The sequence below is a fragment of the Mesonia oceanica genome (assembly GCF_902499555.1).
Taxonomy (GTDB): domain Bacteria; phylum Bacteroidota; class Bacteroidia; order Flavobacteriales; family Flavobacteriaceae; genus Mesonia; species Mesonia oceanica.
The window spans coordinates 72649-87094 of the sequence record NZ_CABVMM010000014.1 but is presented as its reverse complement, the minus strand read 5'-3'; the positions used below and the strand labels follow the sequence as shown (position 1 = coordinate 87094).

The 14446-nt window shown below is 35.2% G+C and carries 10 protein-coding genes; 4 read left to right on the top strand and 6 right to left on the bottom strand.

The features are described from left to right. Window positions 1–44: 44 nt before the first annotated feature. Window positions 45–452, bottom strand: a complete 408-nt coding sequence (locus tag FVB9532_RS16290; protein WP_150546248.1) for a DUF2059 domain-containing protein — start codon at window positions 450–452, stop codon at window positions 45–47. Between the two features lie 12 nt (window positions 453–464). After that, on the bottom strand, window positions 465–1742 hold the full coding sequence (gene glyA / locus FVB9532_RS16285) for a serine hydroxymethyltransferase (RefSeq protein ID WP_150546247.1): 1278 nt from the start codon (window positions 1740–1742) through the stop codon (window positions 465–467). Between the two features lie 105 nt (window positions 1743–1847). On the opposite strand from glyA, the gene fahA reads away from it, so the two are divergent. Further along, entirely contained in the window at window positions 1848–3128 is a 1281-nt protein-coding gene (gene fahA / locus FVB9532_RS16280) for a fumarylacetoacetase (protein WP_150546246.1), read from the top strand. 99 nt (window positions 3129–3227) lie between these two features. Here fahA and ytxJ read toward each other — a convergent pair whose 3' ends face one another. After that, window positions 3228–3626 carry a bacillithiol system redox-active protein YtxJ gene (gene ytxJ / locus FVB9532_RS16275; protein WP_150546245.1) on the bottom strand — a complete coding sequence of 133 codons (399 nt, stop codon included), beginning with the start codon at window positions 3624–3626 and terminating at the stop codon, window positions 3228–3230. Between the two features lie 169 nt (window positions 3627–3795). Between ytxJ and clpB the strand changes: the two genes are divergently transcribed. Together clpB and FVB9532_RS16265 are read left to right on the top strand one after the other, a co-directional pair. Further along, window positions 3796–6411: an ATP-dependent chaperone ClpB gene (gene clpB, locus FVB9532_RS16270; protein ID WP_150546244.1), complete on the top strand. Its 2616-nt coding sequence runs from the start codon at window positions 3796–3798 to the stop codon at window positions 6409–6411. 165 nt (window positions 6412–6576) lie between these two features. Then, the gene (locus FVB9532_RS16265) at window positions 6577–8937 is read left to right on the top strand and encodes a TonB-dependent receptor (protein ID WP_150546243.1); all 2361 of its coding nucleotides are present in this window, start codon (window positions 6577–6579) and stop codon (window positions 8935–8937) included. A gap of 153 nt (window positions 8938–9090) precedes the next feature. Here the strand turns inward: FVB9532_RS16265 and FVB9532_RS16260 are convergent, their stop codons facing one another. Beyond that, entirely contained in the window at window positions 9091–9384 is a 294-nt protein-coding gene (locus FVB9532_RS16260) for a hypothetical protein (protein ID WP_150546242.1), read from the bottom strand. A gap of 83 nt (window positions 9385–9467) precedes the next feature. On the opposite strand from FVB9532_RS16260, the gene FVB9532_RS16255 reads away from it, so the two are divergent. Continuing rightward, on the top strand, window positions 9468–10391 hold the full coding sequence (locus FVB9532_RS16255; RefSeq protein ID WP_150546241.1) for a LysR substrate-binding domain-containing protein: 924 nt from the start codon (window positions 9468–9470) through the stop codon (window positions 10389–10391). Between the two features lie 129 nt (window positions 10392–10520). On the opposite strand, the gene FVB9532_RS16250 is transcribed toward FVB9532_RS16255, so the two are convergent. Then, a complete protein-coding gene (locus FVB9532_RS16250) occupies window positions 10521–12851 on the bottom strand; it encodes a DUF2309 domain-containing protein (protein ID WP_150546240.1) in 2331 nt (776 codons plus the stop codon). Between the two features lies 1 nt (window position 12852). Continuing rightward, window positions 12853–14304, bottom strand: coding sequence for a proton-conducting transporter transmembrane domain-containing protein (locus FVB9532_RS16245; protein WP_228482374.1), 1452 nt, complete (start codon window positions 14302–14304; stop codon window positions 12853–12855). Between the last annotated feature and the right edge of the window lie 142 nt (window positions 14305–14446).

The window sequence follows — 14446 nt, the reverse complement described above, 5'->3', positions numbered from 1 at the left end:
CCCTGCTAGAAATAGCAGGGTTTTTGTTTAATGCAATTTATAAATTACTGCGCCATATATTTTTGAATAATAGGCTGTAATTTCATCATGTATTTTTGATTTAAAGACATACTTGCCTCCATTACATCAGGAGTTTTTGCTAAAATATTTTTTCCTGCCGGCGTATTATAAAAATCTAACATTTTCTGTAAATCTTCTTTACCAATTTTATCGATGTAGATATCGGTAATATCTCCATACATTCCTTTTATTTCTGCATTTAATTCTTTTTTAAACGCTTCTCTTTTGCTTTCAGCAATCATAGGCATAACCTGTGTTAAAGCTGCATCGATACCTGCTCCTGATTGAACTTCTACAAAATTTCTCAACTCTGCTTTAAACGCTGCATCTTCTTGTGCAAATCCAGCAAAACTAATACTTACTAAAGCTATAGCTACTAACAATTTTTTCATTTCTTATAATATTTAATGGTTAAATAAAGGTTTATCACTCATCATCGAGTGTATTTTGTTTTTAGTTTCTTCCAAAACAGCTTCGTCTTCAATATTAGTAATCACGTTATCTACTAAATCGACTACTGTTTTCATGTCTTCTTCTTTTAATCCACGTGTGGTAATGGCAGCTGTTCCTACGCGAATCCCACTGGTAACAAAAGGAGATTGATCGTCAAACGGCACCATATTTTTGTTGACGGTGATTTCAGCTTTCACTAAGGTTTCTTCCGCTTGCTTTCCGGTTACTCCTTTATTACGAAGGTCGATTAACATCATATGATTATCGGTTCCGCCGGAAATTACATCGTAACCTTTTTCAACAAAAGCTTCTGCCATCGCTTTCGCATTTTTCTTCACCTGCATCATATAGTGCAAAAACTCATCGGTTAAGGCTTCTCCAAAAGCTACCGCTTTCGCTGCAATAATATGCTCTAAAGGCCCACCTTGGTTTCCGGGAAAAACAGCACTATTAATTAAAGTTGACATTTTCTTCAATTTACCGTTTTTCAACTTTAATCCAAATGGATTCTCAAAGTCTTTACCTATAAGAATAAGACCACCTCTTGGCCCTCGTAAAGTTTTATGGGTAGTGGTGGTTACAATATGACAATGTGGAATTGGATCTGACAACAATCCTTTAGCAATTAAGCCTGCAGGATGTGCAATATCTGCCATTAAAACAGCATCAACTTCATCTGCAATTTCCCTAAATTTCTTATAATCGATTTCACGTGAATAAGCTGAAGCGCCGGCAATAATTAATTTTGGCCGTTCTTTTTTTGCCATTTCACGAACGTGATCATAATCAATTTTTCCGGTTTCCTTATCTACTCCATAAAATACAGGTTCGTATAATTTTCCTGAAAAATTCACTGGAGAACCGTGGGTCAAATGCCCTCCGTGAGAAAGGTCAAATCCTAAAATTTTATCACCCGGTTTTAAGCACGCAGCAAAAACTGCTGTATTAGCTTGTGAACCCGAATGGGGCTGCACGTTAGCATATTCAGCATTAAATAATTCTTTAGCACGTTCAATGGCAATACTTTCTACTTCATCTACTACTTCACAACCACCATAATAGCGCTTTCCCGGATAGCCTTCAGCATATTTATTGGTCAGTACAGAACCTGCCGCTTCCAACACTTGATCGCTTACAAAGTTTTCACTTGCAATAAGCTCCAAACCATTAATTTGACGATTTTTTTCTTGTTCTATTAAATCAAAAATTTCAGTATCTCTGCTATTCATAGTAAACTTCTATTAATATATTTGCCAAAAATATAAAAAGCATTCGGTTAATTGTGGGAAAATAATATATTTGAATGCATTCTTTATAAAACTTGAATTACAATTATGACCATTACTGCTAACGACCCAAAACGAAAAACTTGGTTAGACGTACCTAAAGATTCAGATTTTCCAATTCAGAATATACCTTTTGGCGTCTTTTTAACTAGAGATGATATTATAACTATAGGAACCCGAATAGGTGATTATGCCATAGATTTAGGAGCATTGCACCAATTAGGTTACTTTGAAGGAATCCCGTTAACCGATGATATTTTTCTTCAAGATACCTTGAATGATTTTATCGCTGACGGAAGGAAAACCTGGCGTGCAGTAAGAAATAGGATTGCTGATATTTTTGATGAAAAAAATTCAAGTTTAAAAGAGCACGAAGAGCACCGACGTATTGTACTTTTCACATTAGATGAAATTGAAATGCAATTGCCCGTACAAGTTGGAGATTATACCGATTTTTATTCAAGTAAAGAACACGCTACGAATGTAGGTGAATTATTTAGAGGAAAAGAAGATGCATTATTACCTAACTGGCTTCACGTTCCTGTAGCTTACCACGGAAGAAGTTCTTCTATCATCCCTAGCGGAATTCCCGTTCATCGACCAAAAGGACAAAAGAAACCCAAAGGCTCGGAAGATCCTATTTTTGGCCCTTCCCGTTTGGTAGATTTTGAACTGGAAATGGCCTTTATCACTACAGCAGCAAACCCATTAGGAGAACCCATTGCTGTGGAAGATGCTGAGGAATATATTTTTGGGATGGTATTGTTTAACGATTGGAGTGCACGTGATATTCAGAAATGGGAATATATCCCCTTAGGGCCATTTTTAGCCAAAAATTTTGCTTCATCGGTTTCCCCTTGGATTGTCACATTAGATGCTATAGAACCTTTTAGAACTGAAGGTCCTAAACCAGTAAAAAAACAACTGCCTTACTTACAATCTAAAGGAAAGAAAACTTTTGATATAGCGTTAGAGGTTGCTATTCAACCTGAAGGAAAAGCAGAAACCGTAGTAAGTCGCTCTAATTTTAAATATTTATATTGGAATATGAGTCAGCAATTGGCTCATCATACCATTAATGGCTGCCCTATTAATAGCGGAGATATGATGGGAAGTGGAACCATTTCTGGTCCTAAAGAGTCAAGCTTCGGTTCGATGTTAGAACTTTCTTGGAATGGTGACAAGCCAATAAAACTTAAAGAAGGTGGCGATCGTAAATTCATTAATGATAATGATACAGTAATTATCCGCGGCCATTGTGAAAATAAAAATGTTCGAATTGGTTTTGGTGAAGTAAGAACCAAACTTCTTCCTACCTATAAAGGATAAAATATCAACTATAAAATCATACAAAAAGCCATTCAAAATTTGAATGGCTTTTTGCTTTCAACGCTCACAGTAGGCGTTTTTAATATTTTACTAGTTCTTTCAATTCACAAACTCCGCTATTTTTTCAGCGTTAATTCCACTATGAGAAGTATGGAAAACCACATTTTTATCTTTAACAATTAATAACTGTGGGGATTCGTGAAACACTCCAAAATTTTCGGCGACTTTATTCGAAATATCTCGATGAGCTATCAAATCTAAATAATACAATTTCACTTTTTCTTCCTCATAGTTATATTCACTTTCAAACTGTCGTTTCGCCATTCGGCTAATTCCACAGCGGGTAGAGTGCTTGAAAATTACTACCACTTTTTCCTTCGATTCATCTTCCAATTGATGTAAATCCAATTCGGTTTGTAAATCATTCCAAGGGGTTTTAGAAGTTTCGGCTTTTTCCTCTTCTTCACTACCCTTAAAAATCTTATCTAAAAATCCCATAATATTCGTTGTTTAAAATAAAATTAAGAATAATAAAAACACAAAGCAGTAACTTTATAGAAGATTTAATAACTGTAATTTTGTCGGTTAAAAATTCAATTAATATGTCAATTTGTCGGTTTTTAAAAAAGGTATATATTTTGACTATTCCAAAACAAATAATAAAACGATGAACTTTAATAATTTTACTATAAAATCGCAAGAGGCCATCCAGCAAGCGCAACAGCTTGCTCAGGAAATGGGCCATCAACAAATTGAGAATGAGCATATTTTTAAAGCCATTACCTCTGTAGACGAGAACGTAACTCCATTTTTACTAAAGAAACTAAACATTAACGTCGGTTTATTTAATCAAATATTAGATAAAACCCTCGAAAGTTTTCCTAAAGTAAGTGGAGGCGACATTGTACTTTCCCGAGAAGCCGGAAAAACTGTAAATGAAGCTTCTTCTATTGCCAAAAAAATGAACGATGAATATGTTTCTATTGAACACCTCATCTTAGCCATTTTTAACTCTAAAAGTAAAGTAGCACAGATTCTAAAAGATCAAGGCGCGAGTGAAAAAGACCTAAAAGCGGCAATTGAAGAACTTCGTAAAGGAGACCGAGTAACATCACAAAGTGCAGAAGAAACCTATAATTCATTAAATAAATACGCGAAGAATCTAAATCAGTTAGCTGAAAACGGAAAATTAGATCCCGTAATTGGTAGAGATGAAGAAATCCGGCGTATTCTTCAAATTTTATCAAGAAGAACTAAAAACAACCCGATGTTAGTAGGTGAACCCGGAACCGGGAAAACTGCTATTGCAGAAGGTTTAGCCCACAGAATTGTAGCCGGCGACGTTCCTGAAAATCTAAAAAACAAAGAGATTTATTCTTTAGATATGGGAGCACTTATTGCCGGAGCTAAATATAAAGGTGAATTCGAAGAACGTTTAAAAGCGGTGATCAAAGAAGTTACTTCCAGTGACGGAAATATCGTGCTTTTTATTGATGAAATTCACACCCTAGTTGGTGCCGGTGGTGGGCAGGGAGCAATGGATGCTGCCAATATTTTAAAACCTGCTTTAGCTCGTGGTGAATTGCGAGCAATTGGAGCCACTACCTTGGATGAATATCAAAAATATTTCGAAAAAGACAAAGCACTAGAGCGTCGGTTCCAAAAAGTAACTGTAGATGAACCAGATACTGAAAGTGCCATTTCTATTCTCCGTGGGATTAAAGAGAAATACGAAACACACCATAAGGTAAGAATTAAAGATGAAGCAATTATTGCAGCCGTTGAACTTTCACAACGCTACATTACCAATAGATTTTTACCTGATAAGGCTATTGACTTGATGGATGAAGCTGCTTCTAAACTGCGAATGGAAATCAATTCCAAACCGGAAGAATTAGATGTGCTTGACCGGAAGATCATGCAATTGGAAATTGAAATTGAAGCGATTAAGCGAGAAAAAGATGAATCTAAGCTAAAATCCTTAAAAGCCGATCTTGCTAACTTAAAAGAAGAACGAGCTGAATTAAGCGCACAATGGCAAAATGAAAAAAGTGTGGTTGATAACATTCAGCAGGTAAAAACCGATATTGAAAATTATAAATTGGAAGCCGAACGTGCCGAACGTGAAGGGGATTACGGTAAAGTAGCCGAATTACGCTACGGAAAAATTAAAGAAGCGCAAGAACAACTAGAACAACTTCAAAAAGAAGTAGAAGAACAAAAGCGTGAAGGAAAAAAATCTTTAATTCAAGAAGAAGTTACCAATGATGATATCGCTGAAGTAGTTGCGAAATGGACTGGCATCCCAGTTACCAAAATGCTTCAAAGTGAACGCGAAAAATTACTGAAATTGGAAGATGAACTACACAGACGTGTGGTTGGTCAAGAAGAAGCTATTCAAGCAGTTAGTGATGCTATTAGAAGAAGTCGTGCCGGTTTACAAGATCAGAAAAAACCCATTGGTTCCTTCTTGTTCTTGGGTACTACCGGAGTTGGTAAAACAGAGCTTGCCAAAGCTTTAGCAGAATATTTGTTTGATGATGATAATGCAATGACGCGAATTGATATGAGTGAATATCAAGAACGTCACAGTGTGAGCAGATTGGTGGGAGCACCTCCGGGATATGTGGGGTATGATGAAGGCGGACAATTAACCGAAGCGGTACGAAGAAAGCCTTATTCAGTAGTCTTATTAGATGAAATTGAAAAAGCACATCCCGATACGTTTAATATTTTACTGCAAGTATTAGACGAAGGAAGGTTAACTGATAATAAAGGACGTTTAGCAGATTTTAGAAACACGATTATCATTATGACGTCCAATATGGGAAGCCATATTATTCAGGAAAAATTTGAAGCGCTTGATGATGTGGAAACAGCTATGGAAGGAGCCAAAGTAGAAGTTCTTGGTTTATTGAAACAACAAGTAAGACCAGAATTCTTAAACCGAATAGATGATATTGTGATGTTTACGCCGCTAACGCAAGCCAATATTTCAGAGATTGTAGGACTTCAATTAAAAGGAGTCACTAAAATGTTAAGTGAGCAAAATATTACTTTAGATGCTACTCCAGAAGCAATCAAACACTTAGCTAAACAAGGTTTTGATCCACAGTATGGAGCTAGACCGGTAAAAAGAACTATTCAGAAAGAAGTTTTAAATCAACTTTCTAAAGAAATTCTTTCCGGAGAAATTACAACTGATAGTATAATTTTAATCGACGCTTTTAATGATCAATTGGTTTTCAGAAATGAGACTGATAAAGTAATCAATACCGATTGAAGAGCACTGATAAAATAATTCAATACTTAAATCCCTTACGATCAACGTAAGGGATTTTTTTTGGAAAAAATATTCACATTTTTAATTATTTATATCAAGTCTAAATAAAAATATTTTATACTTTTGCGTCACTATCTGAATTAAATCTAATTAAATATATCTAAAATGAAGAACTTAGTCTTAGTGGTGATGTTGGTTTTTACTGCACTTTCACTTCAGGCACAAAGCAATGGTTCCATATCCGGAACTATTGTAGACCGGGATGGAAATCCACTCTCTAACGCAAATGTTTATTTACAAAACACCAATTACGGTACTTCCTCCAACAAAAACGGATTTTACAACTTAAGTAATATTCAATCAGGAAATTACATGCTAATCGTATCAGATATAGGATACAAAACATTTACCTCAGAAAATATCGAAATTAATGGAGAAATCACTTTAAACATAGAACTACAAAACGATGTAAGTTCTCTTGATGATGTAGTTATCTCAGGAGCTGGAAAATCTGAATACACAGAAAAAAACCCATCCCCTTCACTTAAACTACAACAAGATTTAAATAAAATCCCGCAAAACATACAAGTAATTAGTGGTGATCTTCTCGAAGACCAGCAAGCAATTAGTATGATGGAGAATATTACCCGAAACGTAAGTGGTGCTCAAATGATTGAACATTGGGGAAATTTCGCTCGTATTAACATGCGTGGTTTTAGAATCCCTCCATTTAGAAATGGAATGAATGTTCTTTCTACTTGGGGACCTATGGCAGAAGACATGGCAATGGTAGAAAAAATTGAAGTCGTAAAAGGGCCTTCTGCTTTTATGCTCTCTAGTGGTGAACCCGGAGGACTTTACAATGTGGTCACCAAAAAACCTACAGGCTTATCTCATGGAGAAATAGGTTTAACTACCGGAAGTTACAATACGCTTAGGGCAACACTTGATGTGGAAGGAAAATTAACAGCAGATAATAAATTACAATATCGTTTTGTAGGAGCCGGAACCACTCAAGAATCACATAGAGATTATGAACCCCAAAACCGGTATACTTTTGCTCCTTCTATAAAATACCAAATAGATGAAAAAACATCGGTTACTGCACAATATACTTATCAATATTATAAAACCAAATTAATTGGTTCTGCTTACGTATTCGCCCCTAGTAAATATGCCAGTTTAGATCGTGACTTTACACTTTCAGCCCCCAATTTAGGGCCTTCTATTATGAAAGAGCACTATGGTTTTATTAATTTTAATCATCAACTAAATGATGACTGGAATATAACTGCGCAATTAAGCTATTTAAATTACCAGCATCAAGGTCAAAGCTTATGGATAGATAGCACCTATAATTATAATAATGATATTCCTGCTGAAGAAAATGTTGACTATGGAGTCACAGAAGAAGGAAATCTTATTAGAACGGTTAGCATTTGGGACGCTCACGAAGAACAAAAATTAGGACAAGTATTTATAAACGGATCTTTGCAAACAGGAGGCTTGTCTCATAAAATTTTAGGTGGGTTAGATTTGGGTAATAAAAATTATATTGCTGATTGGTCACAAACAGTAGCTTTAGATACAGAAGAAGATCCCTTCAATATATACAATCCTAAAGCTCCTACCAACCTACCAGATTTTGATAGGAGTCTAGATTTACAACAAAGAGCTTCAGGAATTATTACTTCTCAATATTTATCCTATTATATTCAAGACGAATTAGGCTTTTTAGAAGATAAAATAAGATTAACCTTAGCAGGAAGATATACTGAATTTGAAAGTTCTTATAATGCAAGTTCTGACGATGAAGTTTTTACACCAAGAGTAGCTTTAGGAATTACCCCTATCGAAGGACTTACCATCTATGGAATGTACGATCAATCATTTCTACCTGAACAAGGAACAAATGCATCAGGGGAACCTTTTGACCCTGTTACAGCTGAAGATATTGAAGGAGGATTAAAATATGAATTTTTAGATGGCAAATGGAATGCAACAGCCACGTATTTTAACATCACTAAAGACAAGATCTTACAACCCGACCTTGCAAATGCTAATTATTCAGTTCAGGTTGATAGTGATATAACCTCTAAAGGAGTTGAGTTTGATTTACGCGGAGAAATCATAAAAGGCTTAGGAGTAGTTCTCAACTATGCTTATACCAATGTTGAAAATGAAGATGGAAGCCCCGTTCCTGGGTTTTCTAAACATACCACCAATGGATGGTTTAACTATAAGTTTCAGCAAGAAGAAATTAAAGGTTTAGGGATTTCATTAGGTTATCAATATTTAGTTGATCGTTCTACTTGGGCTTGGGCTGCAAACGGCAACACAGATTTACCTGACTATTTTAGAATGGATGGAGGTATTTCATGGGAAAACAATAAATTCAAAATTGCATTAAACATGAATAATATTTTAAACGAATATTTATATTCTGGAGCAAACTATGGCAGCTATGTGTATTGGCAAAGTGAACCCGGAAGAAACTTTAGATTAAGTTTAAACTATAAATTTTAAATTAGTTAACCACAGTTATTTATAAGTCTTCCCCTAAAATCAATTTTTATTTAAATTAGCCAAAAAATAACAGGGCCATACAGCCCTGTTATTTTCTTATCTGCTTTAGAAGTAATCTGGACAGACTAGCATCTAAAGAGTTATTCCCAATTTTTAACTAGTAGAAAGCTCCGGTTTTTCTTTAATTACAATTGAGCTTTCTATACTTAAGATTTTGTTTTTTGCTTTGCAACTATTAATCATATCTGCAACTTTCTTTTTAGATTCCTGTAATTCCACTATCCTATTTTTATAGCGTTCTGCACCATCAAGACCACGTTCTTCATAACTAAATATTTGTCTGGTATTAAAACTAATTTTATCTTCAATAATACTAAACAAAATTTCTTCAGCTTCGTTAGGTTTAAATTCTCCAGTGATTAGTTTAACTTCATTAAAGTTGTCCATCTTTACTTTTTTAGGAAGTAAAGATAATGATGAAATTCATAAGTTATTATTTATATTTACTATGTGATACATTAATTAATTTTATGAACTATACCCTAAATCAGCTAAAGATATTTTTAAAAATAGCAGAGCTAAAAAGCATTACTAAAGCTTCAGAATCACTACATCTTACCCAACCGGCAGTTTCTATTCAACTAAAGAATTTTCAGGATCAGTTTGATATTCCGCTAACCGAAGTTATCGGCAGACAATTATATGTTACTCCTTATGGTGAAGAAATAGCAAAAGCTGCTGAAAAAATTTTATTGGAGGTTGAAAACATGAAGCAAAAGTCTTTAGCTTTTAAAGGTCAGCTGGTGGGACAACTCACCATAGCTGTAGTTTCTACAGGAAAATATGTAATGCCTTTTTATTTAGCTCCTTTTTTAAGTAATCACAATGGTATAAATCTGGTAATGGATGTAACCAACCGTTATCAGGTATTGGAATCTTTAGAAAAAAATGAGATAGATTTTGCTTTGGTTTCTGTACTACCGGAAAATTTACAGATCGAGAAAAGAACATTTATAGACAATAAACTTTTCTTATTTGGTAGTCCTTCTCTTATAAAATCAGTACCAATTAAAGGCCAAAGAATTCCTGAAAACTTACCTCTGATTTATAGGGAAGAAGGTTCTGCTACCCGACAGGCAATGGAAAAATTTATAAGTCAGAATAAAATTCCGGTAACCAAAAAAATTCAGCTTACTTCCAACGAAGCTGTAAAACAAGCGGTTTTGGCGGGACTTGGCTATAGCATTATGCCTATAATTGGTTTGGAGAATGAAATAAAAAACAAGCAGATACAAATTGTACCTATCAAAAAATTACCCATTGTAACCTCTTGGAATTTAATTTGGTTAAAGGGTAAAAAATTCTCGCCCGCGGGTGTGGCTTATTTAGATTTCCTTACCGAACATATTGAAAGTATTAATGAAGCAAATTTTTCCTGGTTATCTAGTTATTAAATAACCAGGAAAATTGATGATAACCTGCGTTAGAATATTACTGGCATTTTGTACCGAAAAGGGAAGTTTCGATATAAAAATTTTTACAAAGGTTTCACTCAGCCTCCGTAAAACTCAGATTTACACGATTTAAACAGCAAGCTTTACAGCATCCTTGGTCGAATTCTTATCTAGATTTTCCCATTTTAAACCCGATGCATAACGCTTTATTTGACGGTCTTCCTCAGGGTTGATTACCAATAAGTAAATCCATTCGTTATCCAATAAGCTTTTTAAGTGAGGTTGTTCTTTTAAAATCTTTTCTACCCTATCAATAGGTGTTTCAATCACGACCGATAATCGCAAGGGTTGATGGTACATCTCTGAGTCACTCATTTTTAAGGACTGTAATGGTAAACCTTTGGTTAAATCGCTTCCATTGCCCTGCATCACCCCAAACTTGCCGGTTATATTATGCGTGATTTTAGAACCTGCACCAAATTTTTCATTGTCTACCGTGCTAAAGTAATAGTGATTATTGATCCATTGGGTAACTACCATAGGCCCTTGCATAATTCCAGAAAGCGCACTGCCGTCTTTATCTGTTTTCCAATCGTAAGATTGCAGAAAACATCTGCCGTTTAAATTGAGCCCTTTAGTAAGCTCTCTTGGGCCAATGATAAAACTAGCATTTTTAGCCAAGCCCCATTCTGGTCTGGTCTCCGACCAGTTATTTGATTTTTTGTGGGCTATCTTTAAACTCTCTTTTTCAGTTCCCAATCGTTCCCTAGTCGCTTCTAATTGCGCTTGCTTCAAGTTTTCGTTAATTTTCTGAAGCGCCTCTTTGTGATCCTGAGCAAATTCGGTATCAAAAATCTCTATTTCATCAGTAACCGTATTATGTTCGGCTCCCAGAAATATTGTGCTTTCCGGTATATCGATTCCAAAATTATTTTTTAATGCTAGCCTTACTTCTTTTTCATTAGCAATAGAAGCTAAAGTTCGGGCATTGTGTCTTCCCGGATTTCCTGCACAAGCACCGCAATCTAAACTGGAAGCAAATGGATTATTAGAAGTATGGCTTCCGTGACCGGTAAAAATGATGACTGGAGCAAAGGTTTTCCAACCCGTTAAATTAAAGGTTGCTTTTACAAGATTTACTTTTTCTTCTAAAGAAATATCGTGTTGATGCTCCTTTTTTCCCAGTTTAGGTTCGTAGCTTTTTTCCGCAGCTATTTTACCACGATTCATTAATTGATGGTATTTGGTAGGCAACAAAGTTCTCCCCAACAAAGATAAACCGTACAAGATTCCTGTTCCTTCTACATACCCAAAGGCAGAAGGCAGCATATTTTTCAATCTTTTAAAGAAATAGTTTTTGAATTTAATTTTTTTGAGCTGCTTTTTATAAGCTTTGGCCTGAGTTTCTTGTTCTTGTTTTATGCGATAAAAAACTTTGTAAGCAGAATCCAAAATTGGAGGACAGGATTTTCTTGTTAATCCATCTTCTGTACTTTTATAATCCATGGCAATACCGAAGAAACCTGCATATCCAAATGTTTCATAATTTCCTGATTCTTCTATTTTCCTTCTTATTAACTCAGATCGTGTGTCGATACAAAATACCATCTGAGCGTCTGGTATAGTGCTATTTTCAGGTGATTGGTTATGGGTAAGTTGTTCAGCAAGCTCTTTTTGCCAGCTTATTTCCCAAGCTTTTAAAAATAAATAAGCCAATTCCTGTTGTTTTTCATTGGTAGTTTTAAAAGTAGGCACTACCTCTATCTTTAGGTTTAATTTTTCTGCGATTGTAAGCCTAACGGCCAAATATTCTAACATAGAGATGGGTGCTTCTTCTTTCCATCCCGAGTCGGAAGATTGACGTTGTTTAATATATCCCACCCAACCTGGAAGACTCGTTAAATGAAATTGAATGCTATGATGTATTTCTTCTTCGGAACAATTTTTAAATAATTGGTCTAAAGCTATAGAGGCTGATTGTGGCGTATCTTTATCTATCTGATAGTCTTTATCGTATTTAGCTAAACCCAACCAAGCTTTATAGAAGCCTTTTTCCCGGTTGGGCATTGGCCATTCTGCCAAACCTTCATCTAAAAAAATAGAAAGCCACTTGAGCATTAATCTATTTAGTTTCAGGTTATCGGTTTGTTCTTTTATTGCAGAAGTTTGATCAAGGATTTTCAAATACGTTTCCACAGGATCTTGGTAACCATTTTCTATCAATAAATTCTCTAATTCGCGGCTGTGAAGTTCTTTTCTATCCAGTGCTTCCTTAAATACTTCGGCTTTAGGATATCCTTGTGCATTGTAAAATGTAGAAGCTTTGTTTACGGCTTCCTTGAAATGATGTTCCTCAAAACCTGAAAGTTGATTGGAAGTGATGTAAGCATATAATGGCGAAGTTTTATCTACAATTTTAGAGATTTCTTCCAGGGATTTTTTCCATTCAGTTATTTTCATCTTACTTATTTTTAGAATTGAAAATGGTTTTGTGATAGGGTTGCGAATCATTGATTAACTTGAGGTAAAGCCAGGGGAACTTTTTATAGACTCCTAACTTCATTAAGAAAAAGCCGATTAAAAATATAATTCCAAAAACAATATGTACCCAAGAAATATCTACAGGGTGATCTGTTAGTGGTAATGGATGCATGAAGTAGGTCACAGCATTATAAAGCCCTGCATATAAAACAATCCCTAACACAAACATTAGTGTAGGATAAATTATTTTTTGAGACGTTGTTAAGCTCTTTTCTTTAAAAATGTTATAAGCTACTTGACCTACCGTTATGGCTACCACCAGCGTTAAAATAATTCCGCTATCGGCGCTGGTCCCTTTACCGGTTAAGAAAGAAAACAGAAGTGCTCCCAAACTTCCAAAAATGAGAACAGCAATAGCCTGCAGGGGTTTTATTTTAATTTTTAATTTTGAAGCAGGCTCACTTTTTTTAATTTCCTCACCTGCAGAAAGGAATAGATAAGCCTTGTAAAAGCCGTGTAAAATAAGGTGAGCTACAGCCGCATTAAAAAATCCCAAACCACATTGCATAATCATAAAGCCCATTTGTGCGATGGTAGAACAAGCTAATTTTTGCTTGATATTTACCTGCAGAAGTTTGGTGAACTGCGCCGTAACTGCGGTAACACCACCTATCACAAAAAGAATGGTTAAGGTGTGAGATGCAAAAAGCAAGCTGGAAAAGAAGGCCAATAAAATTCCGCCTCCATTCACAAAACCGGCGTGCATTAAAGCTGAAGCAGGCGTAGGTGACGTCATCACCGACATTAACCAACGCTGAAACGGGAATATGGCAGATTGAATAATGGCTGCTAATATTATCGCCAAGGCTGCTGAAATTTTTGCGAATAAAGGTAAATTACTCACCTGTTCGCTTATTTTTACTATAGTGAACTCACTAGTGAACCAAGCCAATAAAAATAAGCCCACACCAAGACAAAAAGAACCCAAGAGAAAAAACTTTTGGGCATAACTAGCTGCCGCTTTTGCCTCAGGCCAATCTTTATTGACACCTATTAAATTGGCCATAAAAATTCCCATAAAAAACCAACAGGCTAAAAACAGCAGGATATGATTGGCTATTACCAGAATTATTACCGAGAGCGTAAAGCCCAAACAATTTAAAATAAAACTTCTCCTGAATTTAAAACCAACAAGGTAATTTTTGGAATAGCTGGTAATAAGGGCCGCAAAGAATAATACAACTGTCCAGATAAGAAAGCTAAAACTATTGATATAAATTACTCCTCCTAATTTCCATTCAGGTAAGTTTGAATAACAAACCATAAGAAATACGAGGTTAGTAACAAACAGCACCCAAAGCAGTAAGTTTGCTAATGAAAAAAGGCCTGTAGCGTTTTTGTTTGCGGTTACTTGTGGAGATTTCACGAACATTTTCTGTGTTAAATTATTTATCGGTGCAAATGTCTAAAACATAATTCATATATTTTTATTTATATATTATATACAAACCATTAATTATTTTTATGTATTTTAAAATATTATTTATGAAGCAATTACCTATTTACAAAGCAGG